Annotated in this window: 19 protein-coding genes; 7 read left to right on the top strand and 12 right to left on the bottom strand. The window is 41.1% G+C overall.

From position 1 onward, the window contains the following. Positions 1–3: 3 nt before the first annotated feature. Both CKW03_RS16175 and CKW03_RS16170 read right to left on the bottom strand, forming a co-directional pair. Positions 4–1,725, bottom strand: coding sequence for a M23 family metallopeptidase (locus tag CKW03_RS16175; RefSeq protein WP_093100304.1), 1,722 nt, complete (start codon positions 1,723–1,725; stop codon positions 4–6). Between the two features lies 1 nt (position 1,726). Further along, positions 1,727–2,338 (bottom strand): fumarylacetoacetate hydrolase family protein, encoded by a 612-nt coding sequence (locus CKW03_RS16170; RefSeq protein WP_093100303.1) that lies wholly within the window; start codon positions 2,336–2,338, stop codon positions 1,727–1,729. Positions 2,339–2,701: 363 nt separating this feature from the next. Here CKW03_RS16170 and CKW03_RS16165 point away from each other — a divergent pair, with 363 nt between their 5' ends. The 6 genes from CKW03_RS16165 (at position 2,702) to CKW03_RS16140 (ending at position 11,859) form a co-directional block, all read left to right on the top strand. Then, a complete protein-coding gene (locus CKW03_RS16165) occupies positions 2,702–3,361 on the top strand; it encodes an HAD family hydrolase (protein ID WP_093100302.1) in 660 nt (219 codons plus the stop codon). Between the two features lie 52 nt (positions 3,362–3,413). Then, positions 3,414–3,893, top strand: a complete 480-nt coding sequence (locus tag CKW03_RS16160) for a gluconate 2-dehydrogenase subunit 3 family protein (RefSeq protein ID WP_093100300.1) — start codon at positions 3,414–3,416, stop codon at positions 3,891–3,893. 3 nt (positions 3,894–3,896) lie between these two features. Then, positions 3,897–5,612 carry a GMC oxidoreductase gene (locus CKW03_RS16155; RefSeq protein WP_093100298.1) on the top strand — a complete coding sequence of 572 codons (1,716 nt, stop codon included), beginning with the start codon at positions 3,897–3,899 and terminating at the stop codon, positions 5,610–5,612. Between the two features lie 137 nt (positions 5,613–5,749). Continuing rightward, complete coding sequence (locus CKW03_RS16150; protein ID WP_093100296.1) at positions 5,750–6,928, top strand: glycoside hydrolase family 76 protein; 1,179 nt, start codon at positions 5,750–5,752, stop codon at positions 6,926–6,928. A gap of 261 nt (positions 6,929–7,189) precedes the next feature. Further along, positions 7,190–10,213 (top strand): SusC/RagA family TonB-linked outer membrane protein, encoded by a 3,024-nt coding sequence (locus CKW03_RS16145; protein WP_093100294.1) that lies wholly within the window; start codon positions 7,190–7,192, stop codon positions 10,211–10,213. 11 nt (positions 10,214–10,224) lie between these two features. After that, the gene (locus tag CKW03_RS16140; RefSeq protein WP_093100292.1) at positions 10,225–11,859 is read left to right on the top strand and encodes a RagB/SusD family nutrient uptake outer membrane protein; all 1,635 of its coding nucleotides are present in this window, start codon (positions 10,225–10,227) and stop codon (positions 11,857–11,859) included. Between the two features lie 185 nt (positions 11,860–12,044). On the opposite strand, the gene nrdF is transcribed toward CKW03_RS16140, so the two are convergent. The 4 genes from nrdF to CKW03_RS16120 all read right to left on the bottom strand — a co-directional run bounded on the left by nrdF (position 12,045) and on the right by CKW03_RS16120 (position 15,860). After that, positions 12,045–13,031 (bottom strand): class 1b ribonucleoside-diphosphate reductase subunit beta, encoded by a 987-nt coding sequence (gene nrdF, locus CKW03_RS16135; protein ID WP_093100290.1) that lies wholly within the window; start codon positions 13,029–13,031, stop codon positions 12,045–12,047. Between the two features lie 101 nt (positions 13,032–13,132). Continuing rightward, positions 13,133–15,238 (bottom strand): class 1b ribonucleoside-diphosphate reductase subunit alpha, encoded by a 2,106-nt coding sequence (gene nrdE / locus CKW03_RS16130; protein ID WP_093100288.1) that lies wholly within the window; start codon positions 15,236–15,238, stop codon positions 13,133–13,135. Continuing rightward, positions 15,198–15,605: a class Ib ribonucleoside-diphosphate reductase assembly flavoprotein NrdI gene (nrdI, locus tag CKW03_RS16125; protein WP_093100286.1), complete on the bottom strand. Its 408-nt coding sequence runs from the start codon at positions 15,603–15,605 to the stop codon at positions 15,198–15,200. The genes nrdE and nrdI overlap by 41 nt, the downstream gene beginning before the upstream one ends. A gap of 21 nt (positions 15,606–15,626) precedes the next feature. Beyond that, positions 15,627–15,860, bottom strand: coding sequence for a glutaredoxin family protein (locus CKW03_RS16120; protein ID WP_093100284.1), 234 nt, complete (start codon positions 15,858–15,860; stop codon positions 15,627–15,629). A gap of 470 nt (positions 15,861–16,330) precedes the next feature. On the opposite strand from CKW03_RS16120, the gene CKW03_RS16115 reads away from it, so the two are divergent. Continuing rightward, positions 16,331–18,727: an alpha/beta hydrolase family protein gene (locus CKW03_RS16115; protein WP_093100282.1), complete on the top strand. Its 2,397-nt coding sequence runs from the start codon at positions 16,331–16,333 to the stop codon at positions 18,725–18,727. Positions 18,728–18,844: 117 nt separating this feature from the next. On the opposite strand, the gene CKW03_RS16110 is transcribed toward CKW03_RS16115, so the two are convergent. The 6 genes from CKW03_RS16110 to leuD all read right to left on the bottom strand — a co-directional run bounded on the left by CKW03_RS16110 (position 18,845) and on the right by leuD (position 25,457). Further along, positions 18,845–19,366, bottom strand: coding sequence for a DUF2911 domain-containing protein (locus tag CKW03_RS16110; protein ID WP_093100280.1), 522 nt, complete (start codon positions 19,364–19,366; stop codon positions 18,845–18,847). A 462-nt stretch (positions 19,367–19,828) separates the two neighbouring features. Beyond that, positions 19,829–21,082 (bottom strand): threonine ammonia-lyase IlvA, encoded by a 1,254-nt coding sequence (gene ilvA / locus CKW03_RS16105; RefSeq protein WP_093100278.1) that lies wholly within the window; start codon positions 21,080–21,082, stop codon positions 19,829–19,831. 55 nt (positions 21,083–21,137) lie between these two features. Then, positions 21,138–22,298, bottom strand: coding sequence for a 2-isopropylmalate synthase (locus tag CKW03_RS16100; protein ID WP_093100276.1), 1,161 nt, complete (start codon positions 22,296–22,298; stop codon positions 21,138–21,140). Between the two features lie 34 nt (positions 22,299–22,332). Beyond that, a complete protein-coding gene (gene leuB / locus CKW03_RS16095; RefSeq protein WP_093100274.1) occupies positions 22,333–23,406 on the bottom strand; it encodes a 3-isopropylmalate dehydrogenase in 1,074 nt (357 codons plus the stop codon). 3 nt (positions 23,407–23,409) lie between these two features. Beyond that, positions 23,410–24,873 (bottom strand): ATP-binding cassette domain-containing protein, encoded by a 1,464-nt coding sequence (locus CKW03_RS16090; RefSeq protein WP_093100272.1) that lies wholly within the window; start codon positions 24,871–24,873, stop codon positions 23,410–23,412. Then, the gene (gene leuD / locus CKW03_RS16085) at positions 24,873–25,457 is read right to left on the bottom strand and encodes a 3-isopropylmalate dehydratase small subunit (protein WP_093100270.1); all 585 of its coding nucleotides are present in this window, start codon (positions 25,455–25,457) and stop codon (positions 24,873–24,875) included. Before leuD ends, CKW03_RS16090 begins: the two co-directional genes overlap by 1 nt. Positions 25,458–25,469 lie beyond the last annotated feature (12 nt).

Below are 25,469 nucleotides of genomic sequence, written 5' to 3'. Positions count from 1 at the left end.
TTTCTATCTAGTAAATGTAGCTTCGTAAACTTTCTCGTTATCTTTCCAGTCCTTCACTACGAATTTGAATGTATGTTTTCCCTTGCTTAATGAGGGGTCAAATCGATGCCAAACATGCCTGTTCTTTGAATCATATTCCATCAATACCCATTTGCCATCAATATAAGCATTGAATGATTGTATCCCCGAGTAATTATCGGCAATGGTGAAATCAATTTTTGATTGGGCGCTCACGTTCTTTCCATTACTGAAATTTCGAGGGACAATAGTCGGTGCAATGGTGTCAACCGTCACATAAAATGAGCCGAATATCTTGGTGTTCACTGTAACCCAACCGTTCTCAAATTTTCCACCTACCGAACCGCCGTCTACTGAAGCAAGCAATGCTTTGCTTTCCAAATGTTTTGGGAGACTGGTCGGTTTAATGCTCAACTTATAAGTCGAGAATAGGGGAGTCAAGTTGTTCTGCACGTGATGTACTGCTGAATAACTGTTTGGTCTTGGGGCACTGGTTGAATATGTAAAGTCCAGGTCCGTATACAGGGCACCTTTTGGTATATCTAATTTTACTTGGTCCGCCTCAAACTTGTTTTCTTTGTTATAAGCGAACAATTCGCCTTTTACAGGATTTCTCTTGGCTCCATATGTAGGATTGTTCTTGACTTTAAAATCCAACTCGCTGCAGTTGCCATGAACATCTTTGACCACATATTTTACATCGTGCACAGCATCGTCCTTCAATTCAATCGTGCCATCCTTGTCCAGGAACTTAAAGATCTGGATTGGGTTGCCTGGGTCTTTGAAACTCTTTTGAACCTTGGCCTTAGTTCTTTTAAAATGTGGAAAATCCAGGTAGGAGTGTATTGCACTGGAGGTATTGAAGTCAAGTTCCTCAAATAGCACGGTGGAGACCGCCTTACCATCCAGGAACAATTCGATCGAATATACCCCGTTTTGGAAACCTCCGGCGCGATGTCTGTCAATCGTATTGATTCCCAATCCAAATTTGCCGTTAACCGAAATCGGGGCGCCAGAAGCTAAGCTATAGCGTCCTGAACCCAATGCTTTTAATTGCTGATATCGTCTGCCCGTATTTTCATTGAACAAGGGGTCAATCAAATCGTAGACCATAATCCCATTGATAGTTGGAGCAAACTTATCGTTGAAGTGCAGACCAAATAACTGTGGGTTTAATGGATGCTGGGATTTGGTATCCCTGATTTCAAGATGCAGATGCGGTCCTGCTGAACCACCCGTATTCCCTGCATTTCCAATAAATTGACCTTTGCTCAATTTAACCTGGCCAGGTTTTAATTCCATGTCCACATCAAATCGTTGCTGTTTGTATTGTTCAGCTCTGATGATATTGGTCAGGGCATCGTTAAAGCTGTCCATGTGCAAGTAAACCGTGGTATAGCCATTAGGATGGTCAATATAGACCGAGTTTCCGCCACCACCAATCTGTACCCTGACACGTGAAACATATCCTTCGGCTGCGGCATGCAGGGGGAGGCCGATTCGCTGTTGCGTACGGTAATCGTCGCCCGCATGGAAATGGGTGGAACGGAGTTCCCCAAAAGTACCTGAGGCATCCGGCGCAATGTTCAATGGGTTCCGGAAATATCCCTGCGGATAATTCCGGGATTTGATAATATCTTTATTTTGAGCGGAAAGAGATCCCGCTAGGCTAATGGCTACCAATAAGGATAGCGTAATTTTCTTCATCTTATTTTATTTGGCATGTGAACATGCTTTTTCCCTCCAAAAATCCTTCCAATTTATCCCCAATTTGTACCGGCCCGACTCCTGCTGGAGTACCTGTGTAGATCAAATCTCCCTTCCTTAGGGTGATGTATTGGGATACAAACGTGATCAAGCTATCGAAGTCAAATATCATGTCCTTGCTGTTTCCTTCTTGGACCGTTTCTCCATTTTTCTGAAGGGAGAAATCAAGGCTTTGCAGATCAGTGATTTGGTCCTTTGCGATCAGCTCACCAACTACCGCAGAATGATCAAAAGCTTTTGCCAATTCCCAAGGTAATCCTTTGGCCTTCAGTTCAGATTGAACATCCCTTGCCGTAAAGTCGATCCCTAGACCAATGGCATCATAATATTTATGGGCAAATTTTTTGGAAACATGTTTGCCCTCATTGCAGACCCGAATTACCAATTCAACTTCATAATGTACATCCTTGCTGAATTCTGGATAGTAAAAATCCTTATTGTCCTTTAAAACTGCAGTATCTGGTTTCATAAAGATAACTGGCTTTTCCGGAACAGGATTATTTAATTCTTTGGCGTGGTCTATATAGTTTCTGCCTACTGCAATTATTTTCATAAAGTGTCTTGTTTTATGCTTTCCGCTTACCTTTATAGCGGGCTAAGCAAACTTAATAAAAGCCCGTAGCTATCGCAAATCAAACCTTCATTAACAACAATGAAATTACAGAGCTGACCCATGGAATGAATAAAAAGTTAAAGTATGGTTAGGAGCAAGTTTACTGTGCAGATTTAGATCTTATTCGGGGCATATTCGGAACTTTCGCAATATGTCCCGAATATGGGTAAACCAATGTCCGAATGAAATAGGAGAATTAGAGACCAACATGTTGCCAGAAATCCTGTTAAGCTAAGGTAAAGGCTAATGTTAAGGCTTTGTTATTTAACATAGGCTTAATATTAATATGGTTAAATTTGCAACATGAATAATATAAATGCAGTACTTTTCGATCTAGATGGGACATTGATTGATTCTGAATATTTCTATTTCAGCAATTGGGCTCCAATATTGGAAAATGATTATGGTTTGAAGATTGACTTTGATGAGTGGATTTCCAATTTTGCTGGTCATACCTTGAGCCATAATGTCAAGATGTTGAATGAGGAGTATAAGCTGCATGTTGATGAAGAGGATATGTGGTTTGCAACCCGTTCCCGCTATGCGAAGGCCAATATGAAGAACATCCGTTTGATGCCGCATGCCAAAGAGTTATTGGATGCAGTGAAGGATGCCGGAAAGACCATTGGCTTAGTGACTTCCAGTTACCAAACCACGGTGGACACCGTCCTAGGCGAACATAATTTGCTGAAATATTTCGAATTCTTTGTGACAAGGGAACAGGTAGAGAATCCCAAACCCAATCCAGAGCCGTATTTATTGGCAGTCAATAAATTATCAGTGCCAAAGGAGGAGATTGTGGTGGTTGAAGATACCAGTACAGGCTGTACAGCGGCTAAAAACGCCGGTCTTTACTGTATAGCGGTGACCAAACAGGAGGTCGAAAAATCACGTTTGTCACATGCTGACGAATTATTAAACGATTTAGCAGAAGTAAAAAAATCGTTGCTTTCCTTAAATTAAAGAACTAACTATCTGCGAAATTCGTATTTTAGGATTCTAGATTATGAATCTTATGGATAGACGGACCGCATTAAAACAAATGTTTATCGTGGCAGGTGGTATCATGATTGCTACTTCCTGCGACTTTAGTTCTAAAGCTCCAACCATTCAGTTAAACCAAGTGAAGCTCAATCTCGATGATGAGCACTTGTTGGCTGAGTTGGTTGAAGCCATTATTCCCCAAACGGACAGCCCTGGCGCCAAAGAGCTAAACCTACATCTTTTCGTGATGAAGATGCTGGACGATTGCACAAGTCCAGAAGATCAAGATAAATTTATGGAAGGCTTGAAGAAAGCTTCAAAACTCAAAGCTAAGCCTATGGAAGAGCAACAAGCTTATTTCAAGGCGCTGCCTGAAGAAGATGTATTCTTCAAGATCCTAAAAAGAAGGACGATTCAAGGGTATAAGAACTCGGAATACGTGATGAAAAATAAATTAGTTTACGAATTAGTTCCGGGAAGATACAACGGAGCTGCAAAAATGGATGCATAGACAATGGCAAACTTAAATATAGATTCAGAAAAAGATCGTAGTTACGATGCCATCGTCATCGGATCAGGAATTTCTGGCGGATGGTCTGCCAAGGAACTTTGTGAAAAGGGGCTTAAGACCTTGGTCTTGGAACGTGGCCGGGATGTACAGCATGTGAAAGATTATCCTACCACCAACCTATATCCATGGGAATTTGAGCATCGAGGTGAAATGCCTTATGCGGTAAAACAGGAAAACCCGATCGTCAATCGTTGTTATGCTTTCCATGAGGATGCTGCACACTTTTTTGTCAAGGACAAAGAGCATCCTTATGTTCAGGAAAAGCCATTTGATTGGATCCGTGGCTATCAGGTAGGGGGTAAATCCCTATTATGGGCCAGACAGACCCAGCGTTGGTCTGATTTTGATTTTGAAGGTCCGGCAAGGGATGGTTTTGCCGTTGATTGGCCGATCCGATATAAAGATATTAAACCTTGGTATGACCACGTGGAACGTTTTGCAGGCATTGCTGGCGATAAGGACGGTCTACCGGAATTGCCTGATGGTGAATTTCTACCTGGGTACCCCTTGAATGTGGTTGAAAAATATTTCAAGCAACAGGTGGAGAGCAAATACCCGGGAAGAAAAGTGATTTCAGCACGCTGTGCCCATTTATCCAAACCTAATCAGATCCACTTGGATCAAGGAAGGGTTCAATGTCAGAACCGTACCTTGTGTCAACGTGGCTGTCCTTTTGGAGGATACTTCAGTTCGAATGCTTCCACGTTACCTTGGGCAGCGAAGACTGGAAACCTAACCATGAGACCTAACTCGGTGGTGCATTCCATTTTATACGATGAAAGTAAAGGTAAAGCAGTAGGGGTAAAGGTAATCGACAAGGAAACGAAGGAAGAGATAGATTTCTATGCGAAAGTGATCTTTGTGAACGCAGCGGCATTGAATTCCACCTTGATCCTGTTGAATTCTAAATCCAATAGATTTCAAAATGGTCTCGGCAATGATTCAGGTACATTAGGCAAGTATGTGGCTTTCCATAATTACAGTGCCAGGATAGGTGCGGAATACGAAGGGATGTTGGAATTTAAGACCGATGGCAGAAACCCTGCTGGCGGAGGTTATATTCCACGTTTCAGGAATTTACATAAACAAGAAACCGATTTCTTGAGAGGCTATGCGGCAGGCTTTGGAGCTTATCGTTCTTCCTGGTCGGATGAGTCTGGCTTGGGTGCAGACCTGAAAGGTTCTATCTTGACGCCGAAATATGGAAATTGGGGTGTTGGATCGCACATGATGGGTGAAACCATTCCGAAGGAAAGCAATTATGTAGCCTTGGATGATCAACAGAAAGATGAATGGGGAATGCCATTACTCAAGATTTCGGTGGATTATGATGATAATGATGCGAAGATGAAGAAGGATTACCTGGATACCATGGAAGAAATGTTTACTGCCGCTGGTTTCAAAAACATCCAAAGAAATGAAAGTTCGCAAGCTCCGGGGCTGGATATCCATGAAATGGGAGGAGCCCGTATGGGTAAGGACCCTAAAACATCGGTTTTGAACAGTTGGCATCAGGTACATGCCTGTCCAAATGTATATGTAACGGATGGTGCCAGCATGACATCCACCTCTACGCAAAACCCTTCATTGACCTATATGGCCTTTTCTGCACGGGCAGTGGACCATGCCGTCAATGAATTGAAAAAAGGCAATATTTAAGAAAATACTATCATTCGTTGGGGATTCACGCCTGTTGATCCCCAACGAATGTCAATCACGCTGATGCCATCGGGCATCAATCAACCTATGGAAACCAAGTTTTCCAACATAAACTTTAAGAAGAAAAGAAAGCGACCATGAAAAAATCATTCATCCTAACTGTAATTTGTTTATTGAATCTTGTAATGCTGTTTGGACAGTCAAAGTCCACAATGCCGACCTTTGCTGAGCAAGCTGCCATCAGCTTGGACTCTATCTATAAACATTATGGGATTAAGGGGGAATATTTACTGCGCGAAAATTATCCTTATGACGATAGCTACAAGGCGAGTTATTTGGCTGGACCTGATGAGGGTAAAAAAGGGAATGCCTATTCTTACCTTTGGCCTTTTTCGGGTTCACTTTCTGCCCAGGTTGCACGCTATGAGCTAAATAAGGATCCCAAGATCTTAAAGGAGATCAAGACCAAGGTATTACCGGGTCTGGAACAGTATTATGATAAAAGAGAGCCTTATGGCTATGCTTCCTATGTGAAGAATGCTCCATTATCGGATCGGTTCTATGATGATAACGTTTGGTTGGGAATAGACTTTGCCGATCTGTACCTAAATTCTAAGGACAAGAAATTCTTGGATAAATCGGAAGAGATCTGGCGTTTTGTGGAAAGTGGGATGGATGATAAGTTAGGCGGTGGGATCTATTGGTGCGAACAGAAAAAGGAGTCCAAGAATACCTGTTCGAATGCACCTGCGGTGGTCTATCTGTTAAAGTTATATGAAGCCACGAAGAAGAAAGACTATTTAGATAAGGCGGTGAAATTGTACCAATGGACGAAGGAAAATCTGGAGGATACTACGGACCATCTTTATTTTGACAACATTTCCCTGTCGGGTAAAGTAAACAAAACGAAATTCCCATATAATTCCGGGCAAATGTTACAATCGGCAGCCTTAATTTACAAAATTACAAAAGACCAAAAATACCTTCAGGATGCACAGGAAATTGCCGCCTCTGCGCATGAATATTTCTTTCGAGATAAAGAGTTGAATTCTGGCAAAAAAATTAAGGTTTTTAAGAACTCCGATTCTTGGTTTATCGCCGTCATGTTAAGGGGATTTGTCGAGTTATACCATATCGATAAAAATCCGCTGTATATCAACAGTTTCAAGGATAATCTACAATATGCTTGGACGGATTTACGGGAGGGGAATGGCTTGTTCAACAAGGACTGGTCGGGTGAAAAAAAGAGCAGTAAAAAATGGCTTTTGGACCAACTTGCCATGGTGGAAATGTATGCTCGGATTGCCTCCATTTAGGCAATAAAATTTCTGAATTATTTAGCAGAATATAACGCAAGTGTTACCAAACTTTGTGCTGCTATTTTTATGTTTTTAACATAAATTTTCTAATATTCGTGAATATCAATAAAACTTAGGATAATATTTAACTAATTATCTCGTTACTTTTATTGGGTCATTTAGTAGCGTATCTGTGTCCCAATTAAACTAAATCGTTTTAGGATTAAGTATCAGTTTTATAGACCTTTAAAAATTATTTATTCATTAACGTTAATTAACATGCCAAACATTTACAGTTCAAAAATGTATCGGAAAGGCTTTGTCAGAGGGAGCATATTGTGCTTTGCGCTGATGGCTTGCAGTTATGGTTATGCTGCATCGGTACCGTATTCTGAAGCGACAAAAATGGAGAGGGTTGAATTTCAACAGACAGTGACGGGGACGGTGAAGAATGCAAACACAGGGGAAGCACTTTCAGGAGTGACCGTCCGCGTGAAAGGCAAAGAAGCAGCCTCCCAAACCGATGATGCTGGTAATTTTAGCATCGCAGCTGAAAATGGAGATGTTCTCCAGGTAAGTTCCATTGGATTTAAAACCCAAGAATTCCCTGTAACCTCCACAACAGCCAATGTAAACCTTGCACCCGATGAGGAATCACTTGATGAAGTAGTCGTAGTGGGTTACGGTACTCAAAGACGTAAGGAGATTACCTCTGCTGTGGCATCGGTAAAAGAAAAGGATTTTAACCGCGGGGGAATGAGGAACCCGATGGAATTGGTCCAAGGAAAAGTTGCTGGTCTGAACGTGACCAGGACCCAAGGAAGTAATCCGAACTCCGGTACCAATATCCAGTTACGTGGTATGGCGTCCCTAAAAGGATCCAATAGCCCATTGGTAGTTATCGACGGTATTCCAGGAGGTAACCTAGACCTGATCAAACAAGGTGACATCGAGTCCATCGACGTATTGAAAGATGGTTCGGCAGCGGCAATCTACGGTACTCGTGGTAATGGTGGTGTAATCTTGGTGACGACCAAAAAAGGTAAAGCAGGAACTCCACAATTTGAATACCTAACCTACGGACAGACTGAAATCGTAAACCGTAGACCAACCATGTTGGATGCGGCTCAATTCAGGGATAAAGTAGTCAATGGATTGAATAGACCTAATTCTGATTTAGGGGCTACAACCGACCTATATGATGAATTGATCAATAAAGATAACTTTTCGCATTTCCATAACTTCATTGCCAGTGGTGGTGGGGAAAACTCAACTTATCGTGCTTCCTTCAACTATGAGCAAGCAAAAGGGGTGGCTAAGGAAAATGGAAAAGAACAATTTGGTGGACGTATCAATTTCAGCCAAACCGGTTTGAAAGATCGTTTGACTTTGTCTGCTAATATTGCTGCCAACTTTAATAAAGCTAATTTATTGGGTGGACAGACTGGGGATTTTGAACAAGCTATTCAGCGTAACCCGACAGCTCCATTGGTGAAAGCAGACGGAACTTTCTACCAGACCCAAGAATACAATAACTATAACCCAATGAGCCGTTTGGCTTATAGGTTGAATCAGCGTAACCAACAGACCTTCTCGGGTGATGCTCGCTTGAAGTTCAAGATCTTGGACGAATTGAGCGTTTCGGCATTCGGGTCGTATGTGCGCGATAACTGGAATGGACGTGAGTTCCGTTCAAAATTAGATTGGGACCAAAGGGAAGATTCCAACTACCAGGGAATGGGCTATGCGTATAAACGCAATGAACTGAACTGGACTAAGACTTTTGAAAGTACCATAGACTATAACAAGACCTTCAACGAGAAACATACCGTTACAGGATTGTTAGGTTACAGTTACCAATACTCTACTTTGGAGTGGTTTGACATGAGCAATAATGGTTTTACCACGGATGGATTCCTGGATTGGGATTTTAATTCCGGTACAGCCATCACCAATGATAAATTGCCTAGACCAGGATTAAATTCCTTTAAGGAAGATAATACGTTGATTGCCTTCTTTGGTCGTGTAAACTATAATTATGCCGACAAGTACTTCGTTACAGCGATCTTGCGTCGTGAAGGATCTTCAAGATTTGGTGCCAACAACAAATGGGGTAACTTCCCAGCGGTTTCCGCAGGTTGGAATATTTCAAACGAAGACTTCTTTACCAACAAAGAAGTGGTTAATGACTTGAAATTACGTGCTGGTTATGGTGTAACAGGTAACCAGGGTATCCCTAACTACCTTTCGCTAGTAACTTTAGGAACCGGTGGTGTTTATCCGCAGAACGGAATTTATTACCAGACTTACGGTATCTCTACAAACCCAAATCCAGATTTGAAATGGGAGCAAAAAGCAGAGACCAATATCGGGGTTGACTTTGGTATGTTCAATAACCGTTTGACGGGTGCTATCGATGTGTACCACAGAAAGACAACCGATTTATTGTATGAGTACAATGCGCAGTTGCCAGCTTATGTTCAGCCATCGATTTGGTACAACGTAGGGGAGGTGGTAAATAAAGGTATCGAGATCCAATTGACCGGTACACCGATCGCCAACGATAACTTTACATGGCAAGTTGACTTTGCCGGTAACTACCAAAAGAATAAGTTGACCAAACTATCCAGTGATATCTTCAAGAGTAACTGGTTAGAATTCGGAGGACTTCCTTCGCCAGGTAACTTAGGTAACGCGATCCGTTTGGAAGAAGGTGGTGAAGTAGGTTCATTCTACGGAAAGAAATTTGCTGGATTTGACGATGAAGGAAAATGGTTGTTCTACAAAGCTGATGGATCAACAGCACATGCTGGCGAGATCAACAACGATGACCTGTCCTATATCGGAAATGGTATTCCAAAATTCCAGGCTTCCTTAGGTAACCGTTTCAGCTACAAAGGATTTGACTTGACCGTATTCTTAAGAGGTAAATTCAAGTATGATATCTTGAATACAGCCGATATGTATTTTGGAAACCAAAAATGGTTGCCGAACAACGTATTGGAATCTGCATTCGGAAAACATGCTGAATTGAAGGATGACCCACAGTACTCAGACTACTATTTGGAGAACGGTTCATTTGTTAAGATCGACAATATTACCCTTGGATATACTTTCAACCTTAAGAATGACTATTTGAGGAATTTATATGTGTATATGACCGCAAGGAATCTTGCAACCATTACTTCTTATTCTGGTATTGATCCGGAATTGCAAGATACTGGATTTGATGGAGGTATCGATTCTAGAGGATTCTACCCTAGAACACAATCATGGTCATTGGGATTAAATATTGGTTTTTAAAGAAGTAAATTATGAGATTATTAAATAAACGTACGATACGATTTGCAGCGGTTGCGGTAATGGCGACAGCTGGACTTTCCGCTTGTACCAATTTAGATGAGAATCTATATAGCAAATTAGAACAGGAAAGTTTCTATAAAAATAAGTTGGAGGTAGAGCAGGCCGTATTAAGGCCATTCACGCACATGCAGGCATGGTTGGCTCCTACCGGGGGATCTGGATTTTACTACCATTCCGAATTGGCAGCAGATCAAGTGGCTTGGCCGCAAAAAGGTCGCCATGGTTATGATGGGGGAGACCACTTCCGTATGCACTACCATACTTGGACAGTGAATGAGAATAGATTGAAGAACGCTTGGGATTTGATGTGGACCGGTGTTGGTTTTATCAATAATGCCATCGGTGATATTGAGAAACTGGATTTCGCAAGCATCAATATGACCCAAGAAGAGATCAATGTCGCTGTTGCGCAATTGAAGGTATTAAGAGCATATCACTACATGCGTATTGTGGATATGTGGGGTAATGTTCCGATCGCAGTTGAGGTGGCTGATAAGCCATTGAACCCAGAGACCAAGACCAGAAAAGAGGTGTTTGATTTTATCAAGGCCGAATTGGAGGCTGAGGTTCCGAAGTTGCCAGATTTGAATGCAGAATCAGTGGGTAAGGTGAATAGAGCGGCAGGTTATGCCATGCTTTCGGAGCTTTATCTGAATGCACAGAAATGGTCGGGCACCGCTATGTGGGATCAAGCGATTGCTGCATCGGACAAGGTCATTTCAGGTGCTGGTGGTGGAATCGGTGGAACGCCGAAACTTTCTACCGACATCAATGCTGCTTTCAGCAATACCAACTCTGCAAATCCAGAGGCCCTTTTCCAATTCCAGTTCAGCCGTAAAGGTGGATGGGCTTTTGATTGGGGTGGATTCTACTTCGGATATGACTACATGAAAGAAGCTTTGAACGTAGGTTATGGTGGTTGGAATGCATTTGTGGTTATTCCTACTGCGTTTGACGCCTACAACGCCAAAGACTTGAGAAAGAAAGATTGGTTCTTGTTTGGTCCTCAATATAAATACGGCACCAAGACTCCAGTTCAAGGTACAGAAGAGTATTCAGGGCAAGATTTAGTATTTGTTAATTCCATCCGTCGTGAAAGTGAAGGCGATAAAACCTCACAAGGATCGATGGCAGAAGGAGAAGAGAACTCAGGAGCAAGGTTTAACAAGTATAAATCGGGTCGTTTATCGGATGATAACTACCAAGAAAACGATTACTTGATCTATCGTTTGACTGAGGTATACTTTAACAAGGCAGAAGCTATCATGCGCAAGAATGGTGGAACCGCAAACCAAGAAGCTGTAAACTTAATCAATGAGTCTAAGAAACGCTCATTTGCAGCAGCAGATTGGAGTGCTAACCAGTATTCAACTGCGACCTTGACCCTAGATGAACTATTGGCTGAGCGTGGTCGTGAGTTTATCTTCGAAGGAAAACGCAGAACTGACCTTATCCGTTTCGGTAAATACACAACCGGAACATGGTGGGATCACAAAGCAACCAACGATGTCAACAAGGAATTGTTTCCAATTCCTCAACAACATATGGCCATCAACCCTAACCTGAAACAAAATCCGGGTTACTAGGAGAGATATGAGATATGAGATGTGAGATATGAGAGAGTGGAAATCTCAAATCTCATATCTCAATACTCAAATCTATAAAAAACATATACCGTTTGATATCTCAAATCTCATATCTCAATACTCATATCTATAAAAAAAACTCCCCTCAGTTTACCTGAGGGGAGTTTTTTTTATAACAAAGAATATTAAATCTCTACTGTAGCATCTAATAAGAAATCTTCATTTTTTAGGTGGACGATTTCTGTTGCTTTTTCGTAGTTAGTAGATTTTTTAGAGAAGAAATCGTGTTGTGTGGTTTCTGTGTTTAGACCGTTCAATACGATTGGGTTTACTTGCTTTACTTCGAAGATTGGGTCGAAGCCTAAGTTCATTAGGGCTTTGTTTCCGTTGTAGCGTACGTATTCTTTCACCTCAGCGGTTAATCCTACTACGGTATACAATTCTTCTGTGTATTTGATTTCGTTCTCGTACAGCTCGTTTAACAAGTCCAGGAAGCGTTGTTTAACTTCTGCTTTGTTCTGTAGTCTAGCGAACACCTCTTGGCCGATAAGGCCTACGAATACACCGTGGATAGATTCATCAGCGATGATCTTTTTGATGATATCGGCAGAAGCTACCATCTGTCCTTGGCCACATAACCATAAAGGCAAGAAGAAACCGGAGTAGAAAAGGAAAGATTCCAATAAAACCGAAGCTCCTAGAGCCATGAACAATTCTTCGTCAGATACATTTTCCTTATCGATAGCACGGTAGTACTTGTCGATTGTGGATGCTTTGTACTGTAAGAATTTGTTTTGGGAAACCCATCCAAAAACATCATTGATTTCGTTTGTTGTAGAAACCGTTGTAAAGATGGTTGAGTATGATTTGGCGTGGATAGCTTCCATCATACACATATAAGAAAGAACGGCTTTGTTCTGCAATGAGTCAATATGGTCAATGATCTTTGGCATACCGGTGTGGCTTTGCAGGGTATCCAGTAAAGTAAGACCGCCTAATGCTTTCTTATAACATTCTTTCATATCCCAGCTTAGACCTTTCCAGCTGTCAATATCCTTAGAAGGGATGTATTCTGTATCGATCCAGAATTGTCTGATATTCTGCTCCCAGAACATCAAAGCGTAATCGTTGTCTGGTGTATTCCAGTTTACCGCTGTAAATTGTTTACTCATTGCTATTCTTATATCTTTTAGTTGAAGAAGCTGAACTGGATTTTTTGATTTTCCAGTTCAGCTTCTCATTGATTTATGTCTTGGATGCTAAAGAGGTTGTATTATGCTGAACAAGAAATACATTCCTCGATTGTTGATTTACGCGTACGGGTGTAGTACAATGACTTCAGTCCTAGTTTATGTGCGTAAATGTAATATTTCGCTAGATCACGAGTGGAGTCTTTTGAATTGGTGTGAAGGATGGTGGATACCCCTTGGTCAATATGACGTTGGATAACCGAGATCAATTTCAACACTTTCATCTGATCCATATCGTAAGCTGATTTGAAATAGAAGTAATTGTCATTGGTCAAGTAAGGCATAGGGTAATAAGTTGTACTATCACCGTACTCTCTTACTTCGATGATGTCCACGATCGGCATTACAGATGCAGTTGCGTTCATGATGTATGAAGTAGACTGGTTTGGAGCGATCGCTAAGCGGTAAGCATGGTACACACCATGTTCAGCCACTTGAGCTTTAAGGTTCGCCCAATCTTCTAATGTAGGGATGTGGATGCCTTCGAACAATTCTTTAACTTTCTCCGTTTTCGGGGTGTATTCATGCGAAAGGTATTTATCGAAATAAGTACCATCAGCGTAAGCTGATTTTTCGAATCCTACGAAAGTCTGCTGGCGTTCTTTTGCAATCTCCATGGAAGCCTCGATCGAGTAGTAGTTCATCGCCATGAAGAAGATGTTCGCGAAATCCAATGCTTCGGTAGATTCATACATGATAAAGCTTTTCGCTAGGTAACCATGCAAGTTCATTGCTCCCAAACCTACAGAGTGAAGCTCACGGTTTGCTTTGGCAATGGAAGGAACCATTTCGATATTGGTTACATCAGATACCACAGTTAAGGCGCGCATAGCGGTCTTAACGGTTTCCTTGATGCGTTTGTTGTCCATTACCGTTGCAATGTTCAAGGAACCTAGGTTACAAGAAATTCCGTAACGGATGGTATCTTCTTTACCGTAGATGTTGATATCAGATACCTCTGATACTTGCATGATTTCGGTACATAGGTTAGAGAATTTCACTTTACCGATACCATTCAATGCATGTGCACGGTTGGTGTTCTCTTTGAAGAAGATGTATGGGTATCCCGACTCTTTTTGTGTCTGAGCGATTTTCACCAATAGGTGACGGGCATTGATTTTTTTCTTTTTAACGTTTGGATTGGTGATCAACTCATCGTACATCGCATCCATGTCGATTTCGTCAAGGTATTGACCGTACTCTTGCATCACGGTATGCGGGTAGATCAAGTAACAAGGCTCATCTTTCTCGGCTAATTCCATGAATTTATCCGGAACGATAATACCGATAGAAAGGGATTTGATACGAACTTTCTCATCTACGTTGATTTTCTTACAATCCAAGAACTCTTCGATATCTGAGTGGAAGATGTTCAAGTATACAGCACCTGCACCTGGGCGTTGGCCTAGTTGGTTAGCATAGGAGAAAGTATCTTCCATGATTTTCATGATAGGCAATACCCCACCTGCACGACCCTCTACGCCTTTGATGGCTTCGCCACGGGCGCGGATCTTGGAGATGTTGAAAGAAACCCCACCACCGATAGAAGATAGCTTCATGGCTGAATCAACTGCATAACCAATACCATTCAGGTTATCGCCGATTTCGTCCAAGAAACATGACACCAGTTCACCGGAACGTTTTTTACCAGCGTTCAAGAAAGTCGGGGTAGCGGGCTGATATTCTTGATTGATCATGATTTCGGCATACTCGATAGCTTTCTGTACACCTTCTTCTCTAGCCAAGAATAGGGATACAGCAACGACGCGGTCTTCATAGCGTTCCAAGAACTTCTCGCCAGAGTCATCGCGCAAAGCGTAACTTTGGAAGAACTTGAATGCAGCCATAAAGGATTGGAAACGGAATTTTTTGGCGAATACATAGTTGTATACCTCTTCCATTTGCTCGAACGTAAACCATTGGTAGAAATCGATGTAATAATCGTTTTCGATCAAATAGTCGATTTTTTCCTTCAATGTATAGAAGAACACGGTGTTCTTGTTCACATATTCCAGGAAATAGGCGCGCACAGCCTCCTTGTCTTTATGCAAGCTGAACTCGTCATCATGTTTGATCATGATTTCGTTGTTAAGCAATATCCAGTTTTTCGCTACCTCGTTTGCTATCATAGTACTGATTTTTTATGATGTCAATAAATTGATTAATATCTTCCATTGTTCCTGAAAGTTCGAATTTCATCGCTGTAGGGATGTCGAATATTTCAGAGATTTTGTCTGCAGCCACGGCAAAGTTTCTTCCCCAGTTGCGGTTACCACTTGAAGTAACAGAACTGATCAGATGACTTTTTTCTTTCATGAATGCATCGGTTTTATCTGGCACTTTACCAAAATTAGTGGTATAGGTGATCAGATGGCCAGCTTCCTTGACTTCCAAGTCATCTTGGATGCGGATGGCTGTCCAGCCGGTAATCTGAACCACTTTATTGATGAAGCGTTCCACATTACCTGTTCGAGAATCATAGTATAAATAAATCATAATTCCTCCGGTTTATGATTATTACAATGCGATTTGATCTAATTCAGATGGATTGAATCCAATGATTCGGTTTTTGATTTCATCGTTCTCCAGTACGATCACAGTCGGTACGGTACGAACTTTAAACTTAACGGCTAATTCAGGTTCGTCGAAAGGGTTAATGGTTTCGTAGGCAATACCCTTACTGTCTAGGTATGCCGATACTTGTGCGCATGGTGCACAGTCATTTTTTTCGAATTTAATGATTCTTGCCATGATATATTAAGTTTAAAAGAATTTTAGCTGATTAAGCTTTGGTCCTTTGATAAATAAAAAAAACGTTGTGACTTAAGAAGGTCATTTTCTTAAGTAGAACAAATATCTCTTATTTTTCCTCGGGGCGGTAACGATACTTTTCCACATTGATTTCCAAAATCAGGTTAAAACATGCTTGGTAACATTTACTATTTGTTAAAGGCTTGTTTTACAGCTTTATAACTATGTTGATAACTTATAGAAGATAATTTTTGGCCTGAAATCGTTCCTCTTTTTATTGTCAAATTACCTTGGGTTTTTTGGGAATATTAACCAAAATCGTTATATATTTTTAAAAGTAAATAATAAAACAATATATTGTTAGATTTGTGTAAATCTAATGTGCTACTTTATTAACAATTGTTAAGAAGTGAGACCCAAACCAAGGGTAACTATTCAAGAATTTATTAAATGTTTATGAAGCCATAATTATGAAATGTAAATTTTTAGTGCCATTTCTCTTGCTGTTTTCGAGTGTGTCTGCTCAAGAGAATGTAACCTTCCAAAAACCATCCACGGAAATCCTTCAGTTGGCAGATTTCAAGCGCCCGCCATCCATCCAGATGAGCAGCGACAAGAACTGGGTGCTATCCATGTACCGCCCGACTTACAAAACGCTATCCGAACTAGGCGTGGAAGAAACTAAATTGGCAGGTTTGCGAATCAATGCAAAAGCTCATATTTCGAGTACTGAGACTTACTTTGATGCCTTGAGCTTAAGTCCGGCTGGATCGAAGGAAGTAATTGAAATTGCATTGCCAGAGATGGCAAAGGTATCGAATGTGTCCTTTTCACCAGATTCCAAGAAGTTGGCCTTTACCAACACACAGGAAAATGGGGTCGCTCTTTTTGTCTATGACATCGAAAAGAGGGAACTGAAAAAGCTAACCGAGTATAACTTAAATGCCGTAATGCACCAGCCTTATATTTGGTATAAATCCTCAGATCGGTTATTGTTAAGTCTGATCGATGGTTCTGTAAAGGATAAGGTTAGGAATCCAGATGAGTTGCCAACCGGACCGGTGGTGTCGAGTTCTACAGGACAGGTTTCGCAATTGCGTACTTACCAGGATCTGTTGAAAAACCCTCAGGATGAGCAGCAATTTGAGAACTTGGTGAAGTCTAAATTGGTTTGGTTAGGTTTGGACGGCAAGGAAGAGCCTTTTAAAAATGCTGACCTGCACATGGGTTCATCAGTTTCTCCTGATGGACAATATGTATTGGTGACTAGCTTGAAAAAACCTTTCTCCTATGTTGTTTCTTATGGCAGCTTCCCAATGGAAACCAACGTTTATGATCTGAAAGGAAATTTGGTGAAGAAGGTGAATGAGACGCCATTGATGGAAATTATGCCGAAAGGATTCTCTTCTACGCGCCCTGGAAAGCGTTCTTTATCTTGGAGAACGGATAAGCCAGCGACTCTTGCCTTTGTACAGGCATTAGATGGGGGAGATGCCAACAAGGAAGCCGAATTTAGGGATGAACTATTTGTTTGGGATGCGCCATTCAACGCGGAACCAAAATCATTGATCAAGATCAAAGACCGTTATGCTGGTACGATCTGGGGAAATGATGATTATGCCATAGTTTATAGCCAATGGTATGATACCAGAAATGGAAAGACCTATTTACTGAATCCAAGTACTGGAAAAAATCAGGTGATCTATGACCTTAACGTGCAGGATATCTATTCGGATCCAGGAACTCCCTATCGGGATAAGAATGACTATGGTGCCTACAGCATGTATATCAAGAACGGTAAGTCTTATTGGATAGGAGATGGATATACCAAAGAAGGTGAATATCCATTTATCGATGAATATGATTTCAAAACCCAAAAGAAGAAACGTATCTATACGGCCAAAGAGTCGAAGATGCAAGAACGTATCTATTCGGTAATCGATATGGATAAGGGAGAAATCTTGGTTTCTTTACAATCTCCTACAGATTTCCCTAATTACTATTCCAAGAATATCAAATCTGGTAAGGAGAAAGCAGTTACCGAGATTGCTAATCCATTCCAGTCCCTGGCGAATGTGCATAAGGAGGTGTTGAACTACAAGCGTAAGGATGGGGTTGACCTATCAGGTACCTTGTACTTACCAGCGGGTTATGACAAGAAAGAGAAATTGCCTTTGTTGATCTGGGCCTATCCTCGTGAATATAAGGATAAGAGCACTGCAGGGCAGAGCACTAATAATCCTAAGGAATTTACTTTCCCGAGCTATGGCTCCTTTATTTATTGGGTAGCTAAAGGGTATGCAGTATTGGATAATGCAGCTTTCCCGATCGTTGGTGAAGGAACCCAAGAACCTAATGATAATTTTATCGAACAATTGGTTGGCAATGCCGAGGCTGCCATTGACGCCGTAGATAAACTGGGCTATGTGGACAGAAATAAAGTGGCTGTTGGAGGTCACTCTTATGGAGCCTTTATGACTGCACACTTGTTGAGCAATTCTAAGCTGTTTGCAGCAGGTATTGCGCGTTCCGGTGCTTATAACCGTACCTTGACTCCATTTGGTTTCCAGAGCGAGCAAAGGAACCTTTGGGATGATCCAAACCTATATATCACCATGTCGCCTTTCTTTAGCGCAGACAAGATGAAGACGCCGATGTTGTTGGTGCATGGAGCTGCAGATAATAACCCTGGTACATTTACCCTACAAACTGAGCGTTATTTCCAAGCCCTGAAAAACTTGGGCGCCCCAGTTAGAATGGTATTGTTGCCAAGAGAGTCTCATGGCTATGCGGCAAAAGAAAATATCTTCCACTTATTATGGGAGCAAGATCAGTTCTTGGAGAAATATGTGAAGAATAGGAAGTAGACATAAGACATAAGACATGGGTAGGGCTGTTAGCATTTTTTAGCTTTCTTTTTTGTCCACTGTCTTATGTTTAAATAAAATAAAACGGTCCTTTTTACAAAAAAGGACCGTTTTATTTTATTTATCCGCTTTAACCGAAATTGGCAGGCCGTAATCGCCCCATTTCACTTTGATTGTTCCATCTTTGTCAGCGGTGATTTTGAGGCGTTCCAGATTTTCTCCGTTTTCCTCATTGTCGACTTGCACGCGAAGGGCATCGTCCTTCTCGTTGTAATCGGTTCCCCATTGTTTCCATGTTTTATTAAAGATCACGGTTGTTTGGGATTCACCAGGAATGGAATACAAGCTGTATTTTCCAGCAGGAAGTTTTTGGCCGTTTACCAATACGTTTTTGTCGAATTCTACGGTAGTAGCTTCATTGGCTCCAGTTCTCCATACCTCTCCAACTTTTGCAAGGTCTACACCGAGCTTACGCCCTTTTAGAGAAGGGCTGCTGTACTTGATTGAAATTGTTACTCCGTCGTCTGTAGTGACCATAGTGCTGTCTGCAGGACTAGCCTTAGGTTTTTTTTCTTGAGCTTGAGCCAGGGAAAAACCGCATAGCAGGGTCAAGATTAATAAGATTGTTGATGCTCTCATCGTAAGTATGATTTTGGTTAATGACTATATAATAAACTGAAATTAGCGATAATTGTTGTATAATTTCACTGAAAGTCAATCGGTTAATGAAAATTTAAGAGAACATTAGGATTTATTTACACTTCTTAACAGTAAATATCCCTAATATTGATTCATAATCTATCCTAGAATTTAGGTTTGTTAGTTAGATAAAGTTATGATAGGTTAAAATTTTCTAGAACATCTATTTGTATTGGTAATCGGGTAAAATAAAGCTAATGCAGGTAGGTGTTCTTCTTTTGGGATGTTCTTTTGTTGATGGTCAATAAATTAGAGAATCCGCATCCTATCCCACCTAAACTTTTTTAGTTGTTTTGTAACAAAAGAGTCAAAAATTTGATAATATCTGTAAAATAAAAAAGCAACGACCATAAGAAATAATGGCCGTTGCATCTACTTTATTTTGGAGGGTTAGTTGCGTTTTTATACCAGATACTCAAATAATGTCTGGTCTTTGTTTAGTTCGATAAAGTCAAATTTATAAGACTTTAAGCGTTCTATAAATGTAATATAATCATTTGGATCATTTAATTCAATACCAATTAAGGCAGGACCTCTTTCTCGTTCTGTTTTTTTGATGTATTCAAAACGGGTGATATCGTCTTTAGGACCAAGTACTTCGGTAACCAATAATTTCAATGCACCAGGTCTTTGGGGGAAGCGAACGATGAAGTAATGTTTAAATCCTTCATATAATAAAGATAGTTCCTTGATCTCGCTCATTCGATCGATATCGTTGTTTCCTCCAGAAATAATACAGACAACTTTCTTGCCTTTGATTTCATCTTTGTGAAAATCCAATGCAGCAATGGAAAGTGCCCCTGCAGGTTCTACTACAATGGCATCCTTATTATATAATTCAAGGATGGTAGTACAGATCTTGCCCTCAGGAATCGATTTTACGCCGTCCAACAGTTGGGAACTGATATCGAAGGTCAGAGCACCCACTTTCTTAACGGCAGCACCATCAACAAATTTATTGATTTGCTCCAGTTCAATTGGGCTGCCATTCTGGATTGCCGCCTGCATAGATGGAGCCCCTTCTGGTTCAACACCGTAGCATTTTACTCCGGGAGCAAATTTGCTGATATGGTAGCTTACTCCGGATGACAAGCCTCCGCCACCAATTGGGATGAAAATAGCATCTACATCAGGTAGGTCCTCTAGGATTTCAACAGCTACTGTACCTTGCCCTTCAATGACTTTGAGGTCATCAAAAGGAGGGATAAAGGTCATGTTATGTTCCTTTGTGAATTCCAAAGCGGCTTTTTGGCAGTCGTCGAATGTGTCGCCAATCAGTACGATTTCGATATTGCCATTTCCCCACATTTCAGTTTGGGTAATTTTTTGTCTAGGGGTAGGGCCGGGCATAAAGATTACGCCTTTGATATCTAATTTTTTGCAGGATAATGCAACGCCTTGGGCATGGTTTCCTGCGCTGGCACAAACAACTCCTCGCTCTCTTTCTTCTTGGGAAAGACTGCAGATTTTGTTGAAAGCGCCACGTAATTTATAAGATCTTACTACTTGAAGATCCTCCCTTTTAAGATAGACCTCTGCTCCGTATTTTTCAGAAAGATGATGGTTGTACTGCAATGGAGTACGGGTAACCACATCCTTGATCTGTACTTTTGCAGCAACAGAGTCTATGGTCAATGTTGATAGGTCCAAACTCATTCTAATCCGTTCGTTTGTTTAGGTGATTTAAAAGGCTGGTCACCCAGCCTTTGTATTAATTTTCTTTTACCAAGATCAGTAAATCCTCATCGCAGATCTCTTTTTTAGCATCTGCCAAGATCAAGAATCTTTGGTAGCAATCTGCTAATTTATCTTTATCTAGGTTATAACCTAGGCGTTCAAGGTGGTGTTTCAAGGCATGGCGGCCAGAGCGAGCAGTTAAGATAATGTCCGCTTCTTCCAAGCCTACGTCCTCAGGACGGATGATCTCGTAATTCTCGCGGTGTTTTAAGAATCCATCTTGGTGGATTCCGGAACTATGTGCGAAAGCATTACGGCCAACAATAGCTTTGTTAGGTTGAACTGGCATATTCATCATTTCGCTTACTTTTCTAGAAAGATAAGTGAACATTCTGCTATCGATATTGGAAGATAATCCTCCAAAAGCCTGGTTGTGTACTTTCAAGATCATGGCAACTTCTTCAAGAGAAGTGTTTCCTGCACGTTCACCGATTCCGTTGATGGTACATTCCACTTGGCGGGCACCATTTTGGATAGCAGCGATGGAGTTAGCAGTAGCCAATCCTAAGTCGTTGTGGCAATGCGCAGAGATAATAGCCTGATCAATGTTTTTTACATTTTCTTTCAGGTATTTTATTTTGGAGCCATATTGATCTGGTAAGCAATAGCCATTGGTATCGGGGATATTGACTACCGTAGCACCAGCGGCAATAACGGATTCGATCATTTTTGCCAGGAACTCTAAATCGGCACGGCCAGCATCTTCAGCATAGAACTCCACATCTTCTACATAAGATTTGGCATGTTTTACTGCTGCTACAGCACGTTCTAGGATTTCTTCGCGGGTACTATTGAATTTATATTTGATGTGCATGTCTGAAGAGCCGATTCCAGTATGGATACGGGGTCTTTTTGCATATTTCAATGCATCAGCAGCCACATCGATATCGTTCATGTTAGCACGGGTCAGTGCACAGATGATCACATCATTAACAGCCTTAGATAGTTCGACTACCGATTGGAAATCTCCGGGACTTGAAACAGGGAATCCTGCTTCGATAATATCTACCCCTAAGCGTTCCAAATCTTTGGCAATTTCGATTTTTTCAGGAGTTGTCAATTGGCAACCCGGCACTTGCTCACCGTCACGTAATGTCGTATCGAAAATGTATAAGTGATTAGGATCGTGTAACATATTGTCTCAATTTATGTTTATACCTTGATTAATTCTATTTCAAAAACTCTAAAACTTTAGCGCCCATTTCTTGGGTGCCTAAAATCTTGTCAGCTGGAGTATCCGCATTGGCGATGTCTCCTGTTCTCCAACCTGCCTTCAATGTCTCAGCAACTGCATTGGTCACTTCTTTTGCTTCATCTTGTAATCCAAATGCGATGTCCAACATCAATGCCGCCGAAAGGATAGAAGCTAAAGGATTAGCTTTGTTCTGTCCTGCAATGTCATGTGCAGATCCGTGGATAGGCTCAAAGAAACCAGTTCCATCGCCCACAGAAGCAGAAGCCAACATCCCCATTGATCCAGCAATCTGTGATGCTTCATCAGTTAAGATGTCACCAAAAAGGTTTGCCGTCAATACCACATCAAATTTCTTAGGATTCTTAACCAATTGCATCGCGGCATTGTCGATGAACATGTGTTCAGTTTCAACATCTGGGTATTCCTTGGCGATTTCTTGGACAACCTCTCTCCACAATCTTGATGTTTCCAACACATTGGCTTTATCCACTGAACAAAGCTTTTTGCTTCTGGTTCTAGCCGCATCGAATGCCTTGCGAGCAATACGATCAACCTCATAACGGTTGTAGTTCATCAGATCGGAAGCGAAGGTGTTATCCTCATTACGTTTCTTCTCACCGAAGTAAACATCACCAGTCAGTTCACGGAAGAAAAGGATATCAGTTCCACGAAGGACTTCAGGTTTCAAGCTTGAAGCATCCAACAACTCATCAAACAATAGGATAGGGCGTAGGTTGGCATATAAGCCTAATTCCTTACGGATCTTCAATAAGCCTTGCTCAGGACGTACCTTGGCAGAAGGGTCATTGTCATATTTAGCATGGCCGATCGCACCGAAAAGGATAGCGTCTGATGCTTTTGCTTTTTCTAAGGTCTCATCTGGTAATGGATTTCCTGTAGCTTCAATAGCAGTGTGGCCCATGATTGCCTCGTCGAAAATAAATTCGTGATTATATTTTTCGGCAATTTTATTTAGAACTTCTTTTCCCCAGGTAGTAACCTCTTGTCCAATTCCATCTCCGGGAATAATAAGAATGTTTTTCTTCATGTGTTATAAAACGTTTTCAACTTTATTTTCTAAGGCTATGACTTCACCTTTTTCTAATACAATTCTTTTTTCAATACAGCTCGGAAGCTGACTTTCATAATGTCCGACATAGATCAATGTTTTGCCGTGCTGGCAAAGTTCATCCACTACATCATTAAAATATTTTGCTTGCTGCGAATCCAGACCTTGGCAAGGTTCATCCAATACCAATAAGGGTGGGTTTTTGATGATGCTCCTGGCTAACATAGCCATGCGCTGTTTGCCTAACGGAAGGGTATGCAGCAGCTTATCCTTATGCTCGGTTAAATCAAAGAAAGCCATCAGTTCTTCTATCTGCTTCTTTTCTTGGAATTTTACATCAATAAACCAACCAATACTGTCGTAAAATCCTGAAGCCAGCGTATGCCAAACTGTAGCATTCTGATCAAAATACCAATGCATCTCTGGAGATATCATCCCAATCTTCTGTTTGATATCCCAAATACTCTCGCCGGATCCGCGTTTATTCCCGAACAATTCGATCTCCAGTCCATAAGACTGCGGATGATCACCATTGATCAAACTCAATAAAGTGGATTTCCCAGAACCATTCGGTCCCTGCAATAGCCATTTCTCGCCAACATCTACCTTCCAAGACACCTTGTTCAGTACAACCTTCTCACCATATCTGATGATGATATCCTTCAGATCGGCTACAGTATTGTAGTTTGTTTCAGGTATTTTGTGCAAAAAGGAAGGTAATTCCTTTTTAACTCGCTTCTCATCTTGGATGATCTCATCAAATGATTGAACCGTTTCGATCTGACCATCCACTATATGTGCATATCGGTTGATTGAGTTCGGTAACTGTCTATCATTTGAGATGATAACCAACTGAACGCCTTCTGCAACAAGTTCATCTAACCAGCTGTTCAATTCCACTCTGGATTGCTTATCCAAACCGGTATAAGGTTCATCAATGATCAAAAGCTGCGGTTTCAACCAAAGAGATTTGATCAATTGCAATTTCTTGTGCTCACCGCTCGAAAGCTCGATCAATTGAGAATCCATGGTATGTTCAAAACCCATGGCTACAATTTTCTCATGAATATCCTCCAATTGAAGGTTTTCTTTCTTAGCAAAATGAAGCAATTCAGCTTTGACTGTCAGGGTATCATTCCCTTGATGGCGATTGTAGCGTTGTTGGTAATAGAAGTTTCTATCGCCTTCTAAATTGGTGAACTGGTACCAATTGGAAACATAGATCGCCTTCTGAAGGAGTGGACAACTAGAATCAAATTCAACTTTCACCTCGCCAGCTGCAGTTATCAAACCTGCAATAGCTTTAGCCAATGTTGTTTTGCCTGATCCACTCTTTCCGGCCAATACATAGTTTTCATCTGGGGCAATGGTCCAAGACAAATTGTTCAAAACGGTGGTAAGACCGTATGAAACCGATAAATTTGATATTTGGACGAAAGCTGCCATTATCTGTTTTGTTCGAAAGCTTCGATTTCAGCTTTTTGGCTCAGGATATAGTCAATATCATCATAGCCATTGATCAAACATGATTTTTTGTAAGGATTGATTTCAAAAGTGAATTTGTCATCCGTACCAGCTATGCTGATGGTTTGAGCTTCTAGGTCAACTACCAGTTCCGTATCTGGATTTGCAAAAACCTTCTCAAAGATTTTTTCTAAGAAATCCTCAGGGACTGTGATAGGTAATACCCCATTGTTCAAAGCATTTCCTTTGAAGATGTCTGCAAAGAAAGAGCTAACCACAACATCAAAGCCATAATCTTGAATAGCCCAGGCAGCATGCTCACGAGATGAGCCACAGCCAAAGTTCTTACCGGCAACCAAAACTTTGCCTTTATAAGTCGGGTCATTCATAACGAAGTCCGCTTTTGGCTGATCTTCACTATCAAAGCGCCAATCGCGGAATAAGTTATTTCCAAATCCTTCACGTGTCGTCGCCTTCAGGAAACGAGCTGGAATGATCTGGTCTGTATCTATATTTTCTATCGGTAGTGGAACTACACGAGAGGATAATTTTTCAAATTTTTTCATGATTCTAATTCT

The organism is Sphingobacterium mizutaii, from assembly GCF_900187125.1.
GTDB lineage: Bacteria > Bacteroidota > Bacteroidia > Sphingobacteriales > Sphingobacteriaceae > Sphingobacterium > Sphingobacterium mizutaii.
Note: the sequence above shows the minus strand (reverse complement) of the source record. Positions and strands in the feature narration are given on the sequence as shown.